Raw genomic sequence first — 22,956 nt, forward strand, 5'->3', positions numbered from 1 at the left:
TTCAGTTGGTAGAACGGCGGACTGTTAATCCGTATGTCGCAGGTTCGAGTCCCGCAGGGGGAGCCACTTTAGAGAAAGCCTCATCATTTGATGAGGCTTTTTCGTATCTATTACTTCAATAGCTAGGCTAGTCGCCCACGAGAGTTACACCGAGGAGCGACTTTTAGAAGAAGCTAAATTAATCCAATATCTCCCGTTAAGAAGCCGAGAATGCATGTCAGCATTCATTATCCATATCCCCCTCCCTAACTCCTTTAGCCCACTAGCAACACACTACAGGTACAAAAAAGCCCCAGTCGATACGACTGAGGCTCCATACAAAGTTCAACCTGAATTAGGCTTTAGCGTCTTTACGCTGATTTAGCATTGCCACTTCTTCATCAAGTTGTTCTAACTTACCTTTCATCTGCTCACGACAGGTATTGGCAAGTTCACGGATGTTTTCTTTCTTATACCCTTCCGTACTCACTGGTGGCAGCATTTCTACAATCACGTGGCCATTGTTCCAGCGATTTAGCTTAATACCGTCTGTCGAGCTACATACGATTGGGATCACCGGAACTTGAGCGCCAATCGCGGCATGGAAGGCACCAGTTTTAAACGGCAGTAAACCACGGCCACGAGAGCGCGTTCCTTCAGGGAACATCCATACCGAAACATCGCTCTGTTTCATGCTATCGACAACTTGATCAATTGTGCCTTTGGCTTTAGTTCGGTTAGCACGGTCAATCAAGATATTCCCTGAAAGCCAGTACAATTGACCAAATAAAGGAAGCCAAGCAAGGCTCTTTTTACCTACCGTAACCACTTTAGGAGTCACGGCAGCAGAAACGGTAAACATATCCCAGTTATTTTGATGGTTAGCGATATAAATATGCTGCCCACGACGATAAGCGTCTTCAGGAATACGCAGTTCTAGCTTTACCCCAAATACTCGGGACATCTTGGCAAATAGGCGACCAAAAGTAAAAACGTGCTTAGGGTTGCGAGGGCTTAGCAAACAGTAGCCGCAACCAAATATGAACATGATAACAGCAAAAATCATCACTGCTATAACACGTAAAAGTGCAATCATTCTTGTTCTCCGGGAACAAATGAAACGTAAGAGAGCAACTCTTCGCTTCATGGTGTACAACGAATAAAAAAGCCGAAACCTGAGTTTCGGCTCTAGCTTCTCGGTGGCAGTTTAACTCGACTCGCGAAAACGCTCAATATTTGCGCCCAGCGCAGATAGTTTGTCTTCAATCTTATCGTAGCCACGATCGATATGGTAAATACGGTCTACAATCGTCTCACCTTGCGCAAGGCAACCTGCAATAACCAAACTTGCAGAGGCGCGTAGATCGGTCGCCATAACCTGAGCACCGCTAAGTTGCTCAACATCACCACAAATCACCGTATTGCCTTCAATCTCAGCTTTAGCACCCATACGCATAAGCTCAGGAACATGCATGAAGCGGTTTTCGAAAATGGTTTCAGTAATCACACCGCCACCCTTTGCCATCATATTGAGCAAAGTGAACTGGGCCTGCATATCAGTTGGAAAGCCTGGATGTGGTGCGGTACGGATTGATACCGCTTTTAGCTCACGACCAGTCATATCAACACTGATCCAGTCCTCACCAGTTTCAACCAATGCACCCGCTTCTTCTAATTTCGCTAACGCAGCTTCAAGTAAATGTGCGCTGGTATTACGGCAAACCACTTTGCCACCCGTCACGGCTGCTGCAACAAGGAAAGTCCCCGTTTCAATACGGTCAGCAACAACGGAATGTTTACCACCACCAAGACGCTCAACACCTTCAATAGTGATGGTATCTGTACCAGCACCAGAGATCTTTGCGCCTAGTTTATTAAGAAAATCAGCAGTATCTACGATTTCCGGTTCACGCGCTGCGTTATCTAGTGTCGTCGTACCTTCAGCAAGTGTTGCTGCGCACATGACCGTAATGGTTGCACCAACACTGACTTTATCCATCACCACATGAGCGCCTTTCAAACGCCCGTCAACACTCGCTTTTACATAACCATCTTCAAGCGTGATCGTCGCACCCAACTGCTCTAGACCATAAATATGCAGGTCAACTGGACGAGCACCAATAGCACAACCGCCAGGAAGTGAAACTTGTCCTTTGCCAAAACGAGCAACCAATGGTCCTAGTGCCCAAATGGATGCGCGCATGGTTTTGACTAAATCGTAAGGTGCGCAATACTCAGTGATGTTGCTTGGGTCAACATGGACTGAGCCATTACGCTCAACCTTAGCTCCAAGACGCTTGAGTAGCTCCATCGTGGTATCAATATCACGAAGGTGTGGCACATTAGCCACTTCAACAGGCTCTTCAGCCAAGATAGACGCGAATAAAATTGGTAGTGCGGCGTTTTTAGCACCAGAAATGGTCACTTCACCTGTTAGTGGTTTATCTGACCCAATTACTCGAAATTTTTCCATTATAAAACCTTACAGCGACATCAATTTCTTATCACGAGCCCACTCTTCTGGAGTGTAAGCTTTGATAGAAACCGCATGGATGTCATTTCTTTGGATATATTCCATCAGAGGTGCATAGATAAGCTGTTGCTTTTTAACGCGGCTCATTCCATCGAAACTAGCATCAACAGCCACTACTTCGTAATGGCTTCCTTCGCCTTTTACGTGTATTTCTTCTAGTTTTAGTGACTCTTCTAATATCTGCTGTACTTGTGCGCTATCCACAATTCACCCCTGTTAAATACTTTGAATGTGTCCGGCTAAAAACTCTTTAATATTGCTTAACTGAATTAAGGTATTCAGTTGCTCCGGAACGAAGCTCAGCATTATATGACAGTTTTGTTTTTTTGCATGCTCTATTAGGTGGATTAACATCACCATTCCAGCAGAATCTATCCTTTCAACATGCTCTAGGGAGATATCCATTGTCGCCCCTGTTGCTTGCCAACGTTGAATAAACTGCCATAGTGAGGGAACACTATCCCGGTCAATCACACCTAACAAACACACTTTTTCACCGCATGATTGTTGCCATTGAGGATGACTCATTAGCCTTTACTCTCAAATCGAATTGGCTTGGCTGCAAGCTCATTAAGCTCATCAGCTACCGCAAGCACACCTTCTTGTCGAAGTTTACCGCTCCATTCGGATTGTTTGCTAGAAAGCAGACTAATACCTTCTGCAATCATATCAAATGCTTGCCATTCACCTTTTTTATCACGTCTCAACTTAAATTCGAGTTTGATATTCGGTCTTGGCGCATCAACAATTTCGACACGAATGCTGGTGATCCTTTTCTTGGAATCAAGCTTTGGCTCTGGCCCAAATTCAATTTGCTGATCTGTATATTGCGTCAACACCTGCGCATAAGAACTAACAAGATATGCTCGAAACGCTTTGATAAACGCGCCAACATCAGAACGTTTTGCTTTTTTTGCTTGTTGGCCAAGCAATTTCAGCGCCGCATACTTCTCGTTGATATACGGCATCAGTTCTTCTTCAACCACCACCTTAAGATGATCAGGATCCTGCTGGATTAAATCTTGCTCCGCTTTTAATCGCGCAAAGGTATGCTCCGATACCTGTCTCATCATTTGGTAAGGTTGAGTCTTATCAATCGTGGCAGCCGAAGCCGAAAGAGCAACCATTGATAAAAATAGAGTAAGTACTAACTTCTTAAACATTCCTTATTCCTCAGAGTCTTTATCTGAACCACCTACGCTGTAGAGCACCTGCCCGATTAAGTCCTCTAATACCAGAGCTGACTTAGTATCTTCAATGAAGTCACCATCCACCAGCATCTGTTCATCATCGAAGACAAAACCCGGTGTTAAACCGATATACTGTTCACCAATGAGGCCAGAAGTAAGTATTTGCACACTTGAGGTTTCTGGGAACTGATCGTAATGGCTACTAATAGCCATCGTAACAACGGGTAGCAAGGAGTCCGTATCCAAAGCAATCGCAGTTACTCGGCCAACAACAACGCCCCCAACCTTAACGGGAGAGCGAACTTTTAGGCTACCAACGTTATCAAACTCAGCCTTTAGCGCGTAAGTATGGTTAGAACCTATACCTTTCACGTCAGCAACTTGAAAAATCATTACCAGAATTGCGCAAATTCCGGCAAGAACAAAGCTGCCAACCCATAATTCAGTTTTTCGAGTCTGTTGCATGATTAATTCCCAAACATCAATGCGGTTAGTACGAAGTCTAGACCAAGCACGGCCAGCGAAGAATGCACTACGGTTCGAGTCGTAGCACGGCTAATACCTTCAGAGGTAGGGATTGCATCGTATCCATTAAACAGCGCAATCCAGGTAACAGTAAAAGCAAAGACCAAACTTTTAATCATACTATTACCAATATCTTGTCCTAATTCGACAGAGGCTTGCATTGCAGACCAGAAGCTCCCATGGTCGATCCCTTTCCAATCCACACCAACGAGCTGCCCTCCCCAAATGCCGACTGCCATAAAGATCATGGCGAGCAATGGCATTGAGATCACGCCGGCCCAAAAGCGAGGAGCAATAACCCGCTTTAACGGGTCGACTGCCATCATTTCCATGCTTGAAAGCTGCTCAGTGGCCTTCATCAAGCCGATTTCTGCGGTTAATGCAGACCCAGCCCGCCCCGCAAACAGTAATGCAGTGACAACAGGGCCAAGCTCACGCAATAACGAAAGCGCAACCATCTGACCAAGTGCACCTTCTGCGCCAAAATCCACCAAAATGACATAGCCTTGTAAGCTCAATACCATTCCGATAAATAGACCAGATAACACAATGATCGCCAATGATTGCACCCCAACGCTGTAGAGTTGCTTTATCAATAGTGGCAGATGCTGAATTGGTCTAGGCTTAGAAGCCAGTGCTCCGAACAGCATTAAGCTAGCGCGGCCAAATGCCTCGCTAATAGACATCGCTCGACGCCCCGTTGAGGCGACAAAATCAGTAAACTGAGACATCATGAGAACAAATCCATTTCTAGCGATTGAGCGGGAAAGCGAAACGGGACCGGACCGTCAGCATCACCATTGAGAAACTGCTGCACCTGAGGGTCTGAGTGATTACGTAACTCATCAGGCGTTCCTGCGGCAATCACTTTGCCATTAGCCAAGATATAAACATGATCGGCGATACTCATAACTTCAGGAACATCATGAGAGACCACAATAGAAGTCACACCCAGTGCTCGGTTAAGGTTTCGGATCAATTCAACCAAAACCCCCATGGTAATAGGATCTTGGCCAACAAACGGCTCATCATACATAATCAAGCTTGGATCAAGTGCAATGGCACGTGCCAAAGCAGCTCGGCGAGCCATACCGCCAGACAACTCACTCGGCATTAATGTAGCTGCCCCTCGAAGTCCTACCGCTTCAAGCTTGAGCTTAACCAAAGTGTCTAGTAGGGCTTCATCTAATTCAGTGTGTTCACGCAGTGGAAAAGCGACATTGTCAAAGACATTGAGATCGGTAAAAAGCGCACCCGATTGAAACAGCATGCTCATCTTTTTGCGTTCACGATAAAGATGTTTACGACTTAACGTAGGAATATTGTGCCCATCAAACCAGATTTCGCCTTGTTCTGGTAATAGCTGACCACCAATAAGACGAAGTAATGTGGTTTTTCCGATCCCGGACGGCCCCATTATGGCCGTGATTTTTCCTTTTGGCACATGTAGGCTTACATCATCAAATATCTTACGTTCTCCCCTTGAAAACGTAAGCTGTTTAACCGTGACCAGATCTTCTGATGACATCATCATACTCTTGTAAGAATTCCCTTATGGAAGCGAGATCATAAGCACATTGAAAACCAATTTAAAGCACTGTTCAATTAAATCTCTCTTCACTTTCAATGTACTGCGCATAAATCTTTATTCATAGTAGACACGAGAACGACAAAAAGGCTAACAATTAATTTCATCTACGACTTCCATTTTTACAGGCAACAGGTCAAAATTAGCGGTTAAATTGTTTTGTTGTATATAGTTTAGGAATCATCATGTTTGAAGCCATTGCGTTTCTGGTCGTTGGATTAATTTTCTTGGTCTGGAGTGCCGATAAACTTGTTTTTGGTGCTGCTGCACTAGCGCGCAATGTAGGCATATCGCCATTGGTCATTGGTATGACAATCCTTGCTATGGGATCTTCAGCACCTGAAATGATGGTTTCAGCCACAGCCGCTTTAGACGGTAAAACCGACACGGCCGTTGGTAACGTGCTCGGCTCTAACATTGCTAATATCGCCCTCATTTTGGGTATTACCGCGCTTATCAAACCGCTTTCTATCAGCTCTGCCGTATTACGCCGTGAATTACCGTTAATGATTGCGGTGACCTTAGTGGCCGGCGCCCTGTTGTGGGACAGCCATTTAGGTTTTTACGAAGGGGCACTACTATTTGTTCTTTTCGCTCTGTTCTTACTAACCATGCTGAAGATCAGCCGCAATGAGAAAAAAAATGGCGACGTACTTTTAGAAGAACAAGAATCCGAAGTGCCTGAAGGGGTAAGCAACCTAAAAGCAGCGATGTGGGTTATTATTGGTTTGGTTATTTTGCCCCTCGCAGCAGACACACTAGTTAACAGCGCAGTGGTTATCGCCAAACATTTTGGTATGAGCGATCTTGTTATCGGCCTAACCATTATTGCTGTTGGTACCAGCTTACCTGAATTGGCCGCCTCAGTTGCTGGCGTCATGAAAGGGGAAGATGATATGGCTGTTGGCAATATCATTGGTTCCAACGTATTCAACATCTTGGCAGTGATGGGGATTCCGGGAATCTTAAACCCATCCATTCTAAGTGAATATGCGATGGGGCGTGACTTCTGGGTGATGCTTGGAGTGTCACTATTACTTGTCGTGATGGCATTAGGCAAATCACGCAGTATCAACCGTATCGAAGGGTTTGTACTGCTGTGTTGCTTCTTAGCTTATCAAGGTTACCTATTAATGAATGTGGCGGCTTAGTTAAGCGGCTTACTTTCGGAGTTTTTATGTTTGATTTTCGCGCTGCGGCCTTAGATGTCCTGAACACTGAAATTGATGCACTAAAACAACTCGATCAATATTTTAATGACGACTTTGTCAAAGCTTGTCAGCTTATTCTTGAAAATAAAGGCAAAGTCGCCGTTATGGGCATGGGTAAATCTGGTCATATCGGAAATAAAATTGCAGCGTCATTAGCCAGTACTGGGACGTCTGCTTTCTTTGTTCATCCGGGAGAAGCTTCACACGGTGATCTGGGTATGATTGCACCTGGAGATATTGTATTAGCCATCTCCAATTCCGGCGAGTCATCAGAAATTCTAGCGCTTTTCCCTGTACTGAAACGGTTGAATATCACCATCATCAGCATGACAGGAAAACCGAAATCAAACATGGCCAAGCTTGCAGACATTCACCTGCAAATTACGGTACCCAAAGAGGCGTGCCCGCTTGGGCTGGCTCCAACGTCCAGCACAACCGCAACCTTGGTAATGGGAGATGCTCTGGCAGTCGCACTGCTGCAAGCACGAGGCTTTACCGCTGAAGACTTTGCCCTGTCTCATCCAGGCGGAGCACTTGGTCGCAAGCTCCTACTCAAATTGTCAGATATTATGCATACGGGAGACAGCCTTCCATTAGTCGGGCCGGATGTGCTAGTGCGTGATGCTTTATTAGTGGTCAGTGAAAAGAGACTGGGCATGACAGCGATAGTAGATCACAACAATCACCTGCTCGGCGTATTCACAGATGGTGACTTACGTCGTATCCTCGATAAACGTATCGATATCCATACAACAAACATTAGTGAAGTGATGACCAAAAATCCAACGGTTGCAACACCAAATCTGTTGGCGGCTGAGGGGCTCAACCTTATGCAATCCAAAAGCATCAATGGGTTACTGATTTGCCAAGACAATCAGGTCATCGGTGCCCTAAATATGCATGATTTACTGAAAGCTGGTGTGATGTGATGTTCAGTCATCTCAATATGTGTCATCACCCTATGGAACCTTCGATTCTTCCAGCTGCCCAAGCATATGGATGGGTACCCTTTAAGGCATCGAATGTTAAGTTCCGTTGTCGCCTTGTAAGCCACAACAAAATTCAAGCGAACAACTTTGCCTTTAACCTTCCACCAAAGAATAAGTTAGATAAACATAAAGGTTTAAGTATATGAGTTTATCTCGTATCGGTTATATATTACTGCTATTTATCGCCTCATGGTCTGCATACTATTTGCTGAGCGGCGGTGAGGAATTCGATATTCAAGTAGAACCCAATACCGAACTACCTATGTTTACAGGTAAAAATCTGGTGAATACCTCATACAGTGAACAAGGTATTCGCAGCTATGTGATTACGTCTGATAAACTAAACCACTATGCAAAAAGTGGCGATACTATCTTTGATAATCCAATACTGAAAGTGTACAAAGAAGGAACGACACAAGAGTGGGAAGTCACAGCTAAGCGTGGCGTTCTTGATCAAGACCATGTGTTGACCTTATACACTGACGTACAGGCGAAAAACCTGTTACCAGATTCTGGGTTCGATACAATGTCCACCAATACATTAAGTATTCAGTTGGATAACCGAGATTTTTGGGCCGACAATCAGGTCGTATTGGTTGGCCCTCAGTTTGAAACTGTAGGACAAGCGATGAAAGGCAATTTTGCTGAAAATACCGCAGTACTCTACAAACACGTTCAAGGTAGATATGAAACTCTCACACCTTAGCCTAATTACTTGTCTGCTGACATCAGCCAACGCACTGGCTTTATCAACAGACCGCGATCAACCAGTGTATATTGACTCTGACAGCCAACAATTGGACATGCAGAGTAACCAAGTCACCTTCTTGGGCGATGTAAAGCTCAAGCAAGGCAGCATCAATATAAATGCTGATAAAGTCATCGTTACGCGAGATGCCAAAGATGGCAGCATTAAAGAAATTGAAGGTTACGGCAATTTAGCCACCTTTTCGCAGCTAACCGACGACGGCAAAACGCTGTATGGTGAAGCCAAAGAGCTTTACTATAAAATGGCAGATGATCAATTAACGATGATCGATCAAGCTATGCTTTCACAAGATGACAGTGTTATCCGTGGCACAAAAATTCGCTATAAGATTTCCTCTCAAAAATTGATCGCAGATGGCAAAGCAAAAGGAGATCGAGTCTCTACCGTTCTTCAGCCACAGACAGTACAAGAATAATTATGGCATTACTTAAAGCAGAACATTTAGCGAAGAGCTATAAAAACCGCAAAGTGGTTTCTGACGTCAGCCTTCAGGTTCAATCCGGTCAAATTGTTGGTCTACTTGGCCCTAATGGAGCTGGTAAAACCACCTCGTTTTATATGATTGTAGGCTTGGTGGCGCGTGATGAAGGTAATATTAGTATTGATGACCAAGACATCAGCATTTTACCGATGCATAGTCGCTCTCGCCTTGGTATTGGATACCTACCTCAAGAAGCATCTATTTTCCGTAAGCTTTCCGTTGAAGACAACATCATGGCGGTCCTGCAAACACGTGAAGAAATGACGCGAGAAGAGCGCCAAGACAAACTAGAAGATTTGTTGGAAGAATTCCACATTCAGCACATTCGTCACAGTGCAGGTATGGCACTATCGGGTGGTGAGCGCCGCCGAGTTGAGATTGCGCGAGCCCTTGCAGCAAACCCTAAGTTCATTTTATTGGATGAACCTTTTGCAGGCGTAGACCCGATTTCCGTCATCGATATTAAGAAAATCATCGAACATCTTCGAGATCGTGGATTGGGTGTTTTGATCACAGACCACAACGTGCGAGAAACACTCGATGTATGTGAAAAAGCCTATATCGTCAGCCAAGGGCATTTGATCGCAGAAGGCACGCCGCAAGAAGTACTCGCAAACGAGCAAGTAAAACAAGTTTATCTCGGCGAACAATTCCGTCTATGATTAAAGAAAAGAACGGTAAGATTCTACAGAATTAAGGCAAATAATACTGAATGAAACCCTCATTACAACTCAAGCTAGGCCAGCAGTTAGCTATGACCCCTCAGTTGCAACAAGCCATTCGCTTGCTGCAATTGTCGACTTTGGATCTTCAGCAAGAAATCCAAGAAGCATTGGACTCAAACCCACTTCTCGAAGTAGAAGAAGGCAGTGAAGAGAATGCAGCTGAAGAAAAAAGCAGTAATGAGGATAAAGAGCCAACCGTTGATGTTGCAGAGCCAGAAGTCAAAGACAGCTCTGAATTGATCGAAAAATCTGAAATCAGTAATGAACTTGAGATCGATACAACATGGGATGATGTCTATAGCGCCAATACAGGCAGCACTGGCATCTCCGTTGATGATGACGCTCCGGTATATCAAGGAGAAACGACTGAATCACTCTATGATTACCTTCTATGGCAATTAGACCTCACACCATTCAGTGAAACGGATCGCACCATCGCATTGGCGTTAATTGATGCTATCGATGACTATGGCTATCTGACTATCTCACCTGAAGAAATTCATGAAAGCTTTGATAATGAAGAGATAGAACTCGACGAAATTGAAGCCGTTCGTAAACGCATTCAACAGTTCGACCCACTGGGTGTCGCATCGGTTAACTTGCAAGAATGTTTATTACTGCAACTCGCTACCTTCCCCGAAGATACACCTTGGCTACAAGAAGCTAAATTAGTTCTAAGCCATCATATTGATCAACTGGGTAACCGCGATTACAAACTGATCATTAAAGAAGCAAAACTCAAAGAAGCCGAACTCAAAGAAGCACTCACACTTATCCAGCAACTCGACCCGCGTCCAGGTAGCCGTATTTCTTCAGAACATGCTGAATACGTCATTCCTGACGTTTCGGTGTTTAAAGATCACGGTAAATGGATTGTGACAATCAATCCAGATAGTGTGCCAAGATTAAAAGTAAACCAGCAATACGCTCAACTTGGAAAAGGAAACAGCGCAGATAGCCAGTATATTCGCTCTAACCTACAAGAAGCTAAATGGTTAATTAAAAGTCTGGAAAGTAGAAACGAGACGTTGCTCAAAGTTGCTAAGTGTATTGTTGAACATCAACGCGATTTCTTTGAGTATGGTGAAGAAGCCATGAAGCCAATGGTACTGAATGATGTAGCTTTGGCTGTGGATATGCATGAATCGACCATCTCTCGTGTGACAACACAGAAATTCATGCATACCCCTCGTGGCATTTTTGAATTGAAGTATTTTTTCTCCAGCCATGTCAGTACCGATAATGGTGGAGAGTGTTCATCTACTGCAATCCGAGCACTGATCAAGAAACTCGTTGCCGCTGAAAACAGTGCTAAGCCACTGAGTGACAGCAAGATTGCAGCACTACTAGCTGACCAAGGGATTCAAGTCGCTAGACGGACAATTGCGAAATATCGCGAATCTCTGGGCATTGCCCCTTCAAGTCAGCGCAAACGCCTGCTTTAGGCACCAACCGAGAAGGAAAGTCTATGCAAATCAATATTCAAGGCCACCACGTTGATCTAACCGATTCAATGCAAGACTACGTAAACTCAAAGTTTCAAAAGCTAGAACGATTTTTCGATCACATTAACAGCGTACATGTCGTACTACGAGTTGAAAAACTTCGCCAAATCGCAGAAGCTACCCTTCACGTTAACCAAGGTGAAATTCACGCCTCATCCGATGATGACAGCATGTATGCTGCTATCGACTCACTTGTAGATAAGCTTGTTCGACAACTGAACAAGCACAAAGAAAAACTTAATACACATTAACCATGCAAATTAGCGAAATCCTTACACTGGACTGCACCAAAAGTGCAGTCCAGTGCACTAGTAAGAAGCGAGCCTTGGAAATGATCAGCGAGATAGTGGCTGAACAAACAGGGCAAAACTCCACCGAGCTGTTTGAATGCATGCTAAGCCGAGAAAAGATGGGCAGTACTGGCATCGGAAATGGGATCGCCATTCCCCATGCTCGTATGCAATCAAGCGATAAAGCCATCGCGGTACTTCTTCAATGTGAAGCTCCGATCGAGTTCGATGCCATAGACAACCGACCTGTTGACCTTCTGTTTGCTCTTTTAGTTCCAGACGCACAATGCAAAGAACACTTAAAGACCTTGTCTGCGATGGCAGAACGACTCAATGACAAGCAAATTTTGAAACAACTTCGTAAGGCAGAAACAGATCAAGAGCTTTACGACATTATGGTCAATCGGTAAGCGAACTCATGCGATTAATTGTTGTTAGTGGCCAGTCTGGCGCAGGAAAAAGTGTCGCACTTAGAGTCTTAGAAGATTTAGGCTATTACTGCGTCGATAACTTACCCGTCGATTTACTTCATTCATTCATCAAATCCGTATCTGGTAGCAAACAAAACGTAGCGGTCAGTATTGATATTCGCAACCTGCCAAAAGAACCCTCTTTAGTTAACAATGTTTTGCAGGAACTAAAAAAACGCACGGAAGTCAGCGTGCTATTTTTGGATGCGAACAAAAATACGCTACTAAAACGTTATAGTGAAACTCGTCGAATTCACCCACTTTCTCTGGGCGCTGACACACTTACGCTAGAACAAGCTATCGAGAAAGAAACCGCTCTACTCTCTCCTCTTAAAAAGAATGCAGATATGTTACTCGACAGCAGTGACCAATCTTTACATGAGTTGAGTGAAATGGTCAGAATGCGTGTTGAAGGACGTGAGCGCAAAGACTTAGTTATGGTATTTCAGTCGTTCGGATTTAAGTATGGTTTGCCGAGTGACGCAGACTACGTATTTGACGTGCGTTTTCTTCCTAACCCTCACTGGGAGCCCGATCTACGACCAATGACAGGGCTTGATGCCCCTATTCGTTCTTTCCTTGAAAGCCATCCCGAAGTGATAGAGCTCCGACAACAGATACAAAAATTTGTTGAATACTGGCTACCAATGCTAGAGAAAAATAACCGTAGTTACTTAACCGTTGCTATCGGCTGTACAGGCGGTAAACACCGCTCTGTCTATCTCACTCAACAAATTGGGGAATATTTTGCCCAATTAGGCCATCAAGTTAAAATTCGACATGCCTCTCTAGAAAAGCACCATAAGGAATAACTCTATGCAGCAGAGCAGAACCGTCCTAATTCAGAATCGTCTTGGTCTTCATGCTCGTGCTGCAGTAAAGCTGGTTGAACTGGCTCAGTCCTATCAATCCATTCTCACGATTCAAAATCATGAAGGCAAAGAGGCCACTGCAGACAGTGTTATGGGGCTCCTCATGCTTGAGTCAGCACAAGGCGAATATGTCACCATCAGCGCTGAAGGTCATGACGCCAGCGCTGCGTTAGATGCTGTTTGTCATCTTATCGAAGATAAGTTTGAAGAAGACGATTAACGTACTACTCAAAAGAAATATTCCCTTCGCAACATTAACTTATTAAACAAGATCTAAAATTAAGTTACTATTCAGGCCATTGTAAGCAAATTGAGTCAGGGGGAATAAATGGCAGAGCAAATAGAATTCGATCAAGCTCACCAAGCCCTGCAAGAAGTTACGGAAGCACTTGAAAACGGTCGCTTCGTCCATGTCCGCCGTCAGTTGCAGGATATGGAGCCAGAAGATATTGCTCACCTGTTAGAAGCCTCACCACGAAAAAGTCGTGAAGTATTGTGGCAACTGACCGATCCCGAAGATTATGGTGAAATCCTCGATGAATTAAATGAGGATGTGAAAGATGATCTGGTGGCTAAAATGGCCCCAGAAACCTTGGCAGAAGCCACAGAAGGGATGGATACGGATGACGTTGCTTACGTCTTACGTAGCCTTCCTGATGATGTATCCAGAGAAGTACTCTCACAAATGGATGCCGCTGATCGTCTGCGTGTTGAAACAGCCCTTTCGTATCCAGAAGACACCGCTGGCGGGTTAATGAACACCGATGTCATCACTATCCGTGGTGATGTTGATGTTGATGTTGTCTTACGTTATTTACGCATGAGAGGTGAGCTGCCTGAGGCAACCGATGCTCTCTATGTAATTGATGAAGAAAGTCGCTTGATCGGTGAGCTGCCTTTGACTGCGCTACTGACAACACAACCTGATATTAAAGTCTGCGATGTTATGGAAGATGTGGACGATGCAATTGAGGTGACCACCAGCGACTCTGACGTAGCAAGCTTATTTGAGCGTCGAAATTGGGTTTCAGCACCGGTTATCGATGAAAACCAACAGCTCGTCGGTCGCATTACCATTGATGATGTGGTTGATGTTATCCGTGAGGACGCAGAACACTCTATGATGAGTATGGCGGGTATGGACGATGATGAAGATACCTTTGCGCCAGTTGTTAAATCTGCTCGAAAGCGAAGTATTTGGTTAGGAGCAAACGTATTAGCTGCATTGGCGGCTGCATCAGTATCTAACATGTTTGAAGCCACTTTAGATCAGATGGCTGCAATTGCAGTATTGATGACGATTGTTCCTTCAATGGGCGGAGTTGCAGGTAACCAAACCGTGGCTCTGGTGATCCGAGGCTTAGCGCTTGGACACATCGGTGATTCCAATAAACGCGAGCTATTGCTAAAAGAAGCAGCGATCGGATTCTTAAATGGTGTCATGTGGGCTCTCATTATTGGTGGTATCGTTATCGCTTGGAAAGGTAACTGGATGCTTGGCGGCATTATTGCTGCAGCCATGATGACTAATCTATTAGTCGCTGGTATTGCGGGCGTAACCATCCCAATTTTACTCAAGAAAATGAACATCGACCCTGCATTAGCTGGGGGGATGGCTCTCACAACAGTAACAGATGTGATTGGTTTATCCGTCTTTCTCGGATTAGCCACCATCATGATTTAATCTATTTAATCAAAACTAAAAAGCGCAGCCAGATGGCTGCGCTTTTGGTTTAGGTAGTCTGATTAACCATTAATATTTGGCCCTAACCACTTTTCTGCTTCGAGCATATCCCAACCTTTACGATCTGCGTAGCTCTCCACTTGATCTTGCTGGATTTGCGCAATAGCAAAATAACGAGAGTCAGGATGCGAGAAGTACCAACCCGATACAGATGCACCTGGGTACATCGCATAGCTCGATGTCAGTGACATGCCAATGTTTTCTTCAACATTCATCAGCTCCCAAAGCGGTCCTTTTTCAGTATGCTCTGGACAGGCAGGATAGCCTGGAGCAGGTCGAATACCTTGGTATTTCTCACGAATCAGTTCTTCATTCGACAGCTCTTCATCCGCAGCGTAACCCCAAATCTCTTTGCGCACACGCTCATGTAGATACTCAGCAAATGCCTCCGCCAGACGGTCCGCTACCGCTTGGATCATAATGGCATTGTAATCATCACCCTGTGCTTTGTATTCGTCAGCAAGTTCACGCTCACCGATACCACCAGTTACCGCAAAAGCACCAACCCAATCGTGCTTACCAGACTCTTTCGGTGCAACATAATCAGACAGACAGTAGTTGAAGCCTTTTGGTTTCTCCGTCTGCTGGCGCAAGTTATGCAGCACTTTCGCCACTTCTGTACGCGATTCGTTGGTGTAGACTTCGATATCATCACCCACGCTTGCAGCAGGGAACAGACCACACATACCTCGCGCTTTGAGTAACCCTTCATGCTCAACGCGATCTAGTAGTTCGTTAGCATCTTTGTACAGGCGTTGAGCCTCTTCACCCACTTCTTCATGATCAAAGATTGTTGGGAACTTACCGACTAGTGACCAAGTCATAAAGAAAGGTGTCCAGTCGATGTACTTACGCAAAGTAGACACTTCAAAGTCATCAAAGATATGGATGCCCGGTTTCACAGGAGCAGGAGGCGTATACTTATCCCAATCAATCGCGACTTTGTTCGCTCGTGCTTCTTCTAAAGTAACAGGCTTAGTGCGCGGCTTCTTGCGGTTATGCTGATCACGCACGCGCTCATAGTCCGCGTCTAGTTTTTCAACAAAGCCAGGACGAAGCTCGTCTGATAACAGTGATGTACATACACCAACTGCACGAGAAGCGTTATTGACGTATACCACTGGGTGTTTGTAGTTCTGCTCAATCTTAACCGCCGTATGCGCTTTAGATGTTGTTGCACCACCAATCAGAAGTGGAAGATCGAAATCAAGACGCTCCATTTCTTTCGCTACATGCACCATTTCATCGAGGGACGGAGTGATCAAACCAGAAAGACCAATGATGTCGACGTTTTCTTCTTTGGCTACCTTGAGGATCTTCTCACATGGCACCATTACGCCAAGATCGATGATCTCGTAGTTGTTACATTGCAGAACCACACCAACAATGTTCTTACCGATATCGTGCACGTCACCTTTTACCGTAGCCAACAAAATCTTACCGTTGGAAGAACCCGCTTGCTTCTCTTTATTAATAAAAGGCTCTAAGTGCGCTACCGCCTGCTTCATAACACGCGCAGATTTCACTACCTGAGGAAGGAACATCTTACCTTCACCAAATAAGTCACCCACCACGTTCATGCCATCCATCAATGGACCTTCAATGACTTCAAGTGGCTTAGAGGCATTAAGGCGAGCTTCTTCGGTATCTTCAACGATGAATTCAGTAATGCCTTTAACCAATGCATGCTCCAGACGTTTTTCTACCGCCCAAGTGCGCCACTCTAATGCAGAAGCATCTTCTTCTTTGCCGACACCCTTTCCGGCATATTCTGCCGCGATATCAAGTAGTCGCTCGGTCGAATCATCACGGCGGTTAAGAACCACATCTTCTACCGCTTCACGCAGTTTATCTGGAACGTTATCGTAGATCTCTAACTGACCCGCGTTCACGATCCCCATGTCCATACCATTTTTAAAACAGTGGTATAGAAACACCGCGTGAATCGCTTCACGAACGTAGTTATTACCGCGGAATGAGAAGGAAACGTTAGACACACCACCAGAGATCATCGCGTGAGGCAAGTCGCGCTTAATGTCGGCAACCGCTTCGATGAAATCCACGGCATAGTTGTTGTGCTCTTCGATGCCCGTCGCAACCGCGAAGATGTTCGGGTCAAAGATGATATCTTCTGGTGGGAAGCCGACTTCATCAACCAAGATACGATAAGCGTTAGTACAGATTTCTAACTTACGCTCACGTGTTTCTGCCTGACCAACTTCATCAAACGCCATAACGATAACTGCAGCACCATAGCGACGAATCAGTTTTGCTTGCTCAACAAACTTCTCTTTACCTTCTTTCAAAGAGATGGAGTTCACGATGCCCTTGCCCTGAATACACTTCAGACCCGCCTCGATAACCTCCCATTTAGAAGAGTCGACCATGATAGGCACTTTGGATATCTCAGGCTCAGAGGCACATAGGTTTAGGAAACGAACCATACAGGCTTCTGCATCCAACATGCCTTCATCCATGTTGATGTCGATGATCTGAGCGCCGTTCTCAACTTGCTGACGAGCAACTTCCAGCGCTTCATCGTAGAGCTCTTCTTTGATCAGACGCTTAAATCGAGCAGAACCAGTTACGTTAGTGCGCTCACCCACGTTGATAAACAACGTCTCTTTTTCAATCGTAAGAGGCTCGAGACCGGATAAACGACATGCAACCGTAAGCTCAGGCAGCTCACGAGGTTTTACACCTTCAACTGCCATTGCCATATGGCGAATATGCTCTGGCGTGGTACCACAACAACCACCAATTAGGTTGAGGAAACCACTCTCTGCCCATTCTTTAACGTGTTCCGCCATATCTTCTGGCGAAAGGTCATACTCACCAAAAGCATTCGGTAGACCCGCATTTGGGTGCGTAGAGACAAAAGATTCAGAAATACGAGAAAGCTCTTCTACGTACGGGCGCAGTTCGTCAGGACCAAGCGCACAGTTCAAACCAAATGAAATCGGGTTAACATGACGAAGAGAGTTATAGAAGGCTTCCGTTGTTTGACCTGAGAGCGTACGTCCAGAAGCATCGGTAATGGTACCGGAGATCATAACTGGCAACTCGATACCTAATTCTTCGAAGACGCTATCAACCGCGAAGGCACAAGCTTTCGCGTTAAGCGTATCGAAGATGGTCTCGATCAGAATAAGATCAGAGCCACCTTTGATCAGCGCTCGAGTGGATTCTGAATAAGCTTCAACAAGCTCATCGAAGCTGACGTTACGGTAGCCTGGGTCATTTACATCAGGGGAGATAGAACAGGTACGGTTTGTTGGACCAAGCACACCCGCAACATAACGCGGACGCTCTGGCGTTTTTGCCGTCCACTCATCAGCAGCTTCACGAGCAAGCTTTGCGGCGGCAAAGTTGATTTCCTCACTCAGGCTTTCCATCTCATAGTCAGCCATCGCGATCGTCGTCGCGTTAAAGGTGTTGGTCTCAAGAATATCAGCGCCTGCTTCTAAGTAAGCGCTGTGAATTTCCTTAATCAATTGAGGCTGAGTGAGCACCAACAAATCGTTGTTGCCTTTTAGATCACAATGCCAATCCGCAAAGCGCTCTCCTCGATAGTCTTGCTCTTCAAGTTTGTATCCCTGAATCATGGTGCCCATACCACCATCGATCAGCAAGATACGTTGCTTTAATTGAGCTTCAATCTGTTGTCTTACATTACTTCCCACAGTACAGCCTCATTCCTTTAGTTATCTCTCCATCCTATCACACAAACTAAAGGAGTCTAGACGTCTAAAACATTAATATTATCACTCCTGTTTGCTTGTAAAATAATAACCAAAAAGTGTTTGCTATTTAGTCATCATAGGCAGAGAATTCCATTCACATTTTGTTACATCCAGAGAAACACATGTCGGTCTATTATACCCTTTGCTTTCTATCGGCTGCTGCAATGTTGATTGCTTTTGTAAACAGTAAGATAGGTAAAATGCAGACAACCATCGCAATAACAGCAGGTTCGATGGTTCTGTCACTATTAATTCTAGTTGCTGGTCAAAATGATTGGTTTCAGTTAACTGAAATCGCCACGCAAACAGTTTCTAGTATTAATTTCGAAGACTTTTTGCTTAAAGGGATATTAGGCTTCCTTTTGTTTGCTGGAGGATTGGGGATCAAACTACCCAACCTGAAAGATCAAAAATGGGAAATCACGGTATTGGCATTAGGTGCAACGTTATTTTCAACCTTTTTTATTGGTTTTGTTCTCTATGGATTCTGCCAAATCATTGGAGTCAATTTCGACTTAGTATACTGCTTATTGTTTGGTGCACTGATCTCGCCAACCGACCCAATAGCGGTGCTTGCTATCGTAAAAAAACTCAATGCACCAAGACGTATCTCGACACAAATTGAAGGTGAGTCATTATTCAATGACGGCTTCGGTCTCGTCATTTTTGTTACTTTATTTACGATTGCTTTTGGAAACGAAGCGCCAACAGTGGGTAGCGTTACGATGCTGTTTGCTCAGGAAGCCCTTGGCGGTATCGTTTATGGCTTTGTATTAGGACTCGTTTTCCATTACCTAATCAGCGCAACTGATGATCACTCAATGGAGCTTCTTCTTACCATTGGTATTCCAACCGCTGGATATGCATTTGCAGAGTATCTTCACGTATCGGGGCCTCTAGCTATGGTGGTATCAGGTATCATGATTGGCAACTGGACGCGTTTCATTGGCTTTTCCAAAGAGAGTGAAGATCACCTCGATCATTTCTGGGAACTGGTCGATGAATTTTTGAATGGCGTACTTTTCTTATTGATTGGTATGTCTATGCTGCTGTTTGAATTTCACAAAGAAGATTGGATTTTAATGGCATTTGCAGTCCCGCTTGTTCTGTCAGCTCGATACCTAAGTATTTTCTTATCCTATATCGGTTTTAAACGTTTTCGTAGTTATAACCCTTGGTCAGTCAAGATCTTAACTTGGGGTGGCTTACGGGGCGGGTTGGCACTGGCAATGGCATTATCTATTCCTTCGGGCATTTGGGTTATCCCTGATAAGCTTATTGATGTAAAAGAAATTGTATTGGTAATGACCTATGCTGTCGTTGTTTTTTCTATTTTGATTCAAGGCTCAACGATTACGCCAATGATTGAAAAAGCGAAAAACGCAGAGAAAGAGTAACTCATCGAATAAGGGCCACGTGTGTGGCCCTTAATGGTTGTGAACGATGCGATTCCGCCCATTTTTCTTCGCACAATAAAGAAATCCATCAACCTGCTTCATTACTTCATCAAATGGCGTCGATAAGTCTGCATAGGGAATGGTTGTCATACCTATACTCACAGTGATTTTCAGAACCTTTTCTTCATGACGGACTGCCATCGCTTCAATGTCTTTTCTAAGTCGCTCAGCTATATCGTAACCTAGATTTTTATCTGTATTCGGTAAGACCAAGGCAAATTCCTCACCACCCAATCGACCGAGAATATCCATATCTCGCGTGGACTGTTGTAAATGGCTAACCAGCGCGATCAAAACCTCATCTCCAGCCGCATGACCAAAACTATCATTCACTTGCTTAAAGAAATCAATATCAATAAGCATGACCGTTAAAGGTGTTCGCCAGCGCTGACAAGTATGAACTGCTCTTTCAGTCTGGGTTAAGAAACTTCTTCGATTAAAAGCTCCTGTTAAAGGATCGGTTTCAGCAAGGTTTTTGAGTTTCTTTTCGAGCTGCTTACGTTCACTGATATCTGTCATCGACATGATAATGAGGTGTTGTTGCTGAAAAAGTAATTTACTGAATGCCATCTCAATTTGGCAAACTCTCTTATCAGGCAATCTCAGCATAAGATCACAACGAGTTATACCTGCTCCCTTAGGAAGATCAATGACCATGTTAAGATTAGACTCAAATACCTCCCGCATCTCTTCAGCAATATAACGAATCGGCTCACTATTAACGATATCTTCTTTTTCTCTTCCCAGAAGCTGACAGGTAAAATCATTAATCATGATCACTTTTAACGAAGAGCTACAAATTAAAATCCCAATCGGAGCTGAGTTGATAAGTTCTTGTAACTGCTTTACTGAACGCTTGGATTGATCGAGTCGTTGCTGCTGCAACTCTTCAATTTTTTTACGTAAATAAATGTCTTGTAGTACGAGTAGCCAACGATTTTGGCTCACATTTGTCAAACGAGCTCTAACCAAATAATCGATTCCCAAACTATGGATATTCAGGTCTCCAGATCGGTTCATACAGTTTTGATAATCCGCCAAAAAAGTTTGCAGCTCAGGCGATGATTGAACACAGTCTAAGTCATCAAGTTGGGTATAGTTTTCTTCAGCAGTCAAAATGGGAGGTTCAAAATTTCCAGAACGGATATCTTTTACTACCCCTTGCCTATCAATCCACAAACTCATATCCGGCAAGGAATCGAGAATCAAGTTAAGAGTATTATTCCTTTGCGTTAATTCCGCACAGCTTAGATCTAAAGAACGTTCAGTGATCATCAATTGTTCAGAGAGCGATTGATAGCCTGAATCAACAATCTCAATTAGCTTATGTAAATTCGGGTCATCAGGAACACCTTCAGCAAAGACTTTTTTAAGTTGTCGTTGTAATAGTCTATGCATCCATTAATCTTCCGAGAAAGCCGTTATCGTCATGGTCTGATTGTGAAGCTCTGAAGAAGATTGTTGATCAAATGGTGCGATCTCTCCATAGGAATAAAAGCCACATAATAGTGTATTACCTCCTAGTTCAGCTTTCACCGCCTCGACCTCATCATCAGCTAATTGCTTTAATAAGATCTTTCGCCCGACACAACTGATCAGAATGGCAACGTCAGGAGAATCGTCAATATAACGCCGGCATACTTCCGCAGCCTCTTGCGCACCATCAATCAAAGAATCAACATTAGCTCTCATTAATCTGGCAGTTACCCCCCTTGGTATATTGCCCGCAAAAGTGATTGTTCCATCATCTTCATTAATGCCAAGCAACGTTCTAACAACTTGAGTACTTTTTTGTGGATCGGTGATCTCTAAAGGAAAACGCAAACCACTGGCTGGTAACTCTCCAGCTAACTCACCGAGATAGCTTCGATAGATGGATAATGCGCTATCCTCATCTAACTCGTATAAAACATTATGCTCTGAGCGAGTGACCCGTCTTTCCATTCCAAAGGCGCACCAACCTCCACGTGACCCGTAGCTCACATTGAGAGCCTCCCCATATAGGCCAATAGCAACAACTAATCCCGCTTGTGATTCAAACCCAGCATACACCGTTGTTTCTTGGAAACGCTCTCCATCTCCTGCCAAGCCACCTGTTACTTTTACAGCATCAGGTAAAATAGATTGAAAACCTTCTAGTAAGTAACCACCATTAACTTCCATACCATCACTAAGCAAAAAGACATGGCGTAATTTAGGAAGCTGCATTAATTCTTCAGCTACTACCTGACCCAGTTTATAGCTATCACCATCACAGCTATTGATTGAGGCGCTTACTCGTTTGATTTGTGATTTTTCGAAATAGATGATGGTAGCAATTAACGCGTTATCAAGAACGGCTCGGTCACTAATCTCTCCAGATGTCGTACAACCAATAAATTGTGAGTTTGGTAATAGGGAGTGCAGCGCACTAAAAGCCTCTGATACATAGCTACCAAACAACAAGACAAGGGTAGATGGACCATCTAAACGAGAAGCTGATTCTGAGTTTTTCCACTCGCCTTTGTTCCAAATAAGTTGCAACGTTTTCATGCAGCCTCCACCAACAAACCTATAAATTAAAGTTAGTTTGTTTTAGCGAGCATTCAAGCAAGAGTAACCTAAGCCTAAGATCTAATTCAGTCTTTATTACACAGCTTGGCCTAGATATAGCTTTGAAGCTAAACGCTCTTAAACCAAAATATTTAACATAGCATTCCTCTTGCGAGGTTTATTATCTAAGAAGGAAATTGAGATGCCTAAAACGATAAAACCCAGTCCGAAGACTAGGTTTCTAAATAAATAGAGGAAGAGAGCAGGATGCTTACGCTCAAGACGCATCATTCCCTAAAAGATAAATCGATACGCCTAAAACGACAAAACCCAGTCCGAAGACTGGGTTTCTA

General features: G+C 44.2%; 23 protein-coding genes. 12 read left to right on the top strand and 11 right to left on the bottom strand.

Annotation, left to right across the window (positions count from 1 at the left end; translation table 11 throughout):
• Positions 1–334 precede the first annotated feature (334 nt).
• The 8 genes from ACQEXU_RS20660 to mlaF form a co-directional block, all read right to left on the bottom strand.
• A complete protein-coding gene (locus tag ACQEXU_RS20660) occupies positions 335–1,075 on the bottom strand; it encodes a 1-acylglycerol-3-phosphate O-acyltransferase (protein ID WP_367987396.1) in 741 nt (246 codons plus the stop codon).
• 111 nt (positions 1,076–1,186) lie between these two features.
• Positions 1,187–2,452: a UDP-N-acetylglucosamine 1-carboxyvinyltransferase gene (gene murA / locus ACQEXU_RS20665; RefSeq protein WP_427012144.1), complete on the bottom strand. Its 1,266-nt coding sequence runs from the start codon at positions 2,450–2,452 to the stop codon at positions 1,187–1,189.
• 9 nt (positions 2,453–2,461) lie between these two features.
• Positions 2,462–2,716, bottom strand: a complete 255-nt coding sequence (ibaG, locus tag ACQEXU_RS20670; RefSeq protein ID WP_367987398.1) for a BolA family iron metabolism protein IbaG — start codon at positions 2,714–2,716, stop codon at positions 2,462–2,464.
• 12 nt (positions 2,717–2,728) lie between these two features.
• Entirely contained in the window at positions 2,729–3,040 is a 312-nt protein-coding gene (locus ACQEXU_RS20675) for an STAS domain-containing protein (protein WP_427012145.1), read from the bottom strand.
• On the bottom strand, positions 3,040–3,675 hold the full coding sequence (mlaC, locus tag ACQEXU_RS20680) for a phospholipid-binding protein MlaC (protein ID WP_427012146.1): 636 nt from the start codon (positions 3,673–3,675) through the stop codon (positions 3,040–3,042). Before mlaC ends, ACQEXU_RS20675 begins: the two co-directional genes overlap by 1 nt.
• 3 nt (positions 3,676–3,678) lie before the next feature.
• Positions 3,679–4,167, bottom strand: coding sequence for an outer membrane lipid asymmetry maintenance protein MlaD (gene mlaD / locus ACQEXU_RS20685; protein ID WP_367987401.1), 489 nt, complete (start codon positions 4,165–4,167; stop codon positions 3,679–3,681).
• 2 nt (positions 4,168–4,169) lie between these two features.
• A complete protein-coding gene (gene mlaE, locus ACQEXU_RS20690; protein ID WP_427012155.1) occupies positions 4,170–4,958 on the bottom strand; it encodes a lipid asymmetry maintenance ABC transporter permease subunit MlaE in 789 nt (262 codons plus the stop codon).
• Positions 4,958–5,755, bottom strand: coding sequence for a phospholipid ABC transporter ATP-binding protein MlaF (gene mlaF / locus ACQEXU_RS20695; protein WP_427012147.1), 798 nt, complete (start codon positions 5,753–5,755; stop codon positions 4,958–4,960). The genes mlaE and mlaF overlap by 1 nt, the downstream gene beginning before the upstream one ends.
• Before the next feature lie 245 nt (positions 5,756–6,000).
• On the opposite strand from mlaF, the gene ACQEXU_RS20700 reads away from it, so the two are divergent.
• From ACQEXU_RS20700 to mgtE, 11 genes are all read left to right on the top strand, one after another.
• Complete coding sequence (locus ACQEXU_RS20700; protein ID WP_427012148.1) at positions 6,001–6,966, top strand: calcium/sodium antiporter; 966 nt, start codon at positions 6,001–6,003, stop codon at positions 6,964–6,966.
• A 26-nt stretch (positions 6,967–6,992) separates the two neighbouring features.
• Positions 6,993–7,955, top strand: coding sequence for an arabinose-5-phosphate isomerase KdsD (gene kdsD / locus ACQEXU_RS20705; RefSeq protein ID WP_427012149.1), 963 nt, complete (start codon positions 6,993–6,995; stop codon positions 7,953–7,955).
• A gap of 202 nt (positions 7,956–8,157) precedes the next feature.
• Positions 8,158–8,721 (top strand): LPS export ABC transporter periplasmic protein LptC, encoded by a 564-nt coding sequence (gene lptC / locus ACQEXU_RS20710; RefSeq protein ID WP_427012150.1) that lies wholly within the window; start codon positions 8,158–8,160, stop codon positions 8,719–8,721.
• Complete coding sequence (lptA, locus tag ACQEXU_RS20715) at positions 8,702–9,199, top strand: lipopolysaccharide transport periplasmic protein LptA (RefSeq protein WP_367987406.1); 498 nt, start codon at positions 8,702–8,704, stop codon at positions 9,197–9,199. Before lptC ends, lptA begins: the two co-directional genes overlap by 20 nt.
• 2 nt (positions 9,200–9,201) lie before the next feature.
• Positions 9,202–9,927, top strand: coding sequence for an LPS export ABC transporter ATP-binding protein (lptB, locus tag ACQEXU_RS20720; RefSeq protein WP_367987407.1), 726 nt, complete (start codon positions 9,202–9,204; stop codon positions 9,925–9,927).
• 50 nt (positions 9,928–9,977) lie between these two features.
• Positions 9,978–11,435 carry an RNA polymerase factor sigma-54 gene (locus ACQEXU_RS20725; RefSeq protein WP_367987408.1) on the top strand — a complete coding sequence of 486 codons (1,458 nt, stop codon included), beginning with the start codon at positions 9,978–9,980 and terminating at the stop codon, positions 11,433–11,435.
• A 23-nt stretch (positions 11,436–11,458) separates the two neighbouring features.
• Positions 11,459–11,746: a ribosome hibernation promoting factor gene (gene hpf, locus ACQEXU_RS20730; protein ID WP_367987409.1), complete on the top strand. Its 288-nt coding sequence runs from the start codon at positions 11,459–11,461 to the stop codon at positions 11,744–11,746.
• A gap of 2 nt (positions 11,747–11,748) precedes the next feature.
• On the top strand, positions 11,749–12,195 hold the full coding sequence (ptsN, locus tag ACQEXU_RS20735) for a PTS IIA-like nitrogen regulatory protein PtsN (RefSeq protein WP_367987410.1): 447 nt from the start codon (positions 11,749–11,751) through the stop codon (positions 12,193–12,195).
• A gap of 8 nt (positions 12,196–12,203) precedes the next feature.
• Complete coding sequence (rapZ, locus tag ACQEXU_RS20740) at positions 12,204–13,067, top strand: RNase adapter RapZ (protein WP_367987411.1); 864 nt, start codon at positions 12,204–12,206, stop codon at positions 13,065–13,067.
• A gap of 4 nt (positions 13,068–13,071) precedes the next feature.
• Positions 13,072–13,347 (top strand): HPr family phosphocarrier protein, encoded by a 276-nt coding sequence (locus ACQEXU_RS20745; protein ID WP_367987412.1) that lies wholly within the window; start codon positions 13,072–13,074, stop codon positions 13,345–13,347.
• A 108-nt stretch (positions 13,348–13,455) separates the two neighbouring features.
• A complete protein-coding gene (gene mgtE / locus ACQEXU_RS20750) occupies positions 13,456–14,811 on the top strand; it encodes a magnesium transporter (protein ID WP_367987413.1) in 1,356 nt (451 codons plus the stop codon).
• Between the two features lie 62 nt (positions 14,812–14,873).
• On the opposite strand, the gene metH is transcribed toward mgtE, so the two are convergent.
• Entirely contained in the window at positions 14,874–18,554 is a 3,681-nt protein-coding gene (gene metH, locus ACQEXU_RS20755) for a methionine synthase (protein WP_427012151.1), read from the bottom strand.
• A gap of 182 nt (positions 18,555–18,736) precedes the next feature.
• Between metH and ACQEXU_RS20760 the strand changes: the two genes are divergently transcribed.
• Positions 18,737–20,011 carry a cation:proton antiporter gene (locus tag ACQEXU_RS20760; protein ID WP_427012152.1) on the top strand — a complete coding sequence of 425 codons (1,275 nt, stop codon included), beginning with the start codon at positions 18,737–18,739 and terminating at the stop codon, positions 20,009–20,011.
• 30 nt (positions 20,012–20,041) lie between these two features.
• Here ACQEXU_RS20760 and ACQEXU_RS20765 read toward each other — a convergent pair whose 3' ends face one another.
• Positions 20,042–21,469 (bottom strand): diguanylate cyclase, encoded by a 1,428-nt coding sequence (locus ACQEXU_RS20765; protein ID WP_427012153.1) that lies wholly within the window; start codon positions 21,467–21,469, stop codon positions 20,042–20,044.
• A gap of 3 nt (positions 21,470–21,472) precedes the next feature.
• On the bottom strand, positions 21,473–22,603 hold the full coding sequence (locus tag ACQEXU_RS20770) for an FIST signal transduction protein (RefSeq protein ID WP_427012154.1): 1,131 nt from the start codon (positions 22,601–22,603) through the stop codon (positions 21,473–21,475).
• Positions 22,604–22,956 lie beyond the last annotated feature (353 nt).

The organism is Vibrio sp. TRT 21S02 (assembly GCF_050113675.1).
Lineage (GTDB): Bacteria > Pseudomonadota > Gammaproteobacteria > Enterobacterales > Vibrionaceae > Vibrio.

Coding starts and splice junctions, on each gene's coding strand:
- ACQEXU_RS20660 (WP_367987396.1), bottom strand. CDS start 1,075: ATGATTGCACTTTTACGTGTTATAGCAGTGATGATTTTTGCTGTTATC.
- murA (WP_427012144.1), bottom strand. CDS start 2,452: ATGGAAAAATTTCGAGTAATTGGGTCAGATAAACCACTAACAGGTGAA.
- ACQEXU_RS20675 (WP_427012145.1), bottom strand. CDS start 3,040: ATGAGTCATCCTCAATGGCAACAATCATGCGGTGAAAAAGTGTGTTTG.
- mlaC (WP_427012146.1), bottom strand. CDS start 3,675: ATGTTTAAGAAGTTAGTACTTACTCTATTTTTATCAATGGTTGCTCTT.
- mlaD (WP_367987401.1), bottom strand. CDS start 4,167: ATGCAACAGACTCGAAAAACTGAATTATGGGTTGGCAGCTTTGTTCTT.
- mlaE (WP_427012155.1), bottom strand. CDS start 4,958: ATGTCTCAGTTTACTGATTTTGTCGCCTCAACGGGGCGTCGAGCGATG.
- mlaF (WP_427012147.1), bottom strand. CDS start 5,755: ATGTCATCAGAAGATCTGGTCACGGTTAAACAGCTTACGTTTTCAAGG.
- ACQEXU_RS20700 (WP_427012148.1), top strand. CDS start 6,001: ATGTTTGAAGCCATTGCGTTTCTGGTCGTTGGATTAATTTTCTTGGTC.
- kdsD (WP_427012149.1), top strand. CDS start 6,993: ATGTTTGATTTTCGCGCTGCGGCCTTAGATGTCCTGAACACTGAAATT.
- lptC (WP_427012150.1), top strand. CDS start 8,158: ATGAGTTTATCTCGTATCGGTTATATATTACTGCTATTTATCGCCTCA.
- lptA (WP_367987406.1), top strand. CDS start 8,702: ATGAAACTCTCACACCTTAGCCTAATTACTTGTCTGCTGACATCAGCC.
- lptB (WP_367987407.1), top strand. CDS start 9,202: ATGGCATTACTTAAAGCAGAACATTTAGCGAAGAGCTATAAAAACCGC.
- ACQEXU_RS20725 (WP_367987408.1), top strand. CDS start 9,978: ATGAAACCCTCATTACAACTCAAGCTAGGCCAGCAGTTAGCTATGACC.
- hpf (WP_367987409.1), top strand. CDS start 11,459: ATGCAAATCAATATTCAAGGCCACCACGTTGATCTAACCGATTCAATG.
- ptsN (WP_367987410.1), top strand. CDS start 11,749: ATGCAAATTAGCGAAATCCTTACACTGGACTGCACCAAAAGTGCAGTC.
- rapZ (WP_367987411.1), top strand. CDS start 12,204: ATGCGATTAATTGTTGTTAGTGGCCAGTCTGGCGCAGGAAAAAGTGTC.
- ACQEXU_RS20745 (WP_367987412.1), top strand. CDS start 13,072: ATGCAGCAGAGCAGAACCGTCCTAATTCAGAATCGTCTTGGTCTTCAT.
- mgtE (WP_367987413.1), top strand. CDS start 13,456: ATGGCAGAGCAAATAGAATTCGATCAAGCTCACCAAGCCCTGCAAGAA.
- ACQEXU_RS20760 (WP_427012152.1), top strand. CDS start 18,737: ATGTCGGTCTATTATACCCTTTGCTTTCTATCGGCTGCTGCAATGTTG.
- ACQEXU_RS20765 (WP_427012153.1), bottom strand. CDS start 21,469: ATGCATAGACTATTACAACGACAACTTAAAAAAGTCTTTGCTGAAGGT.
- ACQEXU_RS20770 (WP_427012154.1), bottom strand. CDS start 22,603: ATGAAAACGTTGCAACTTATTTGGAACAAAGGCGAGTGGAAAAACTCA.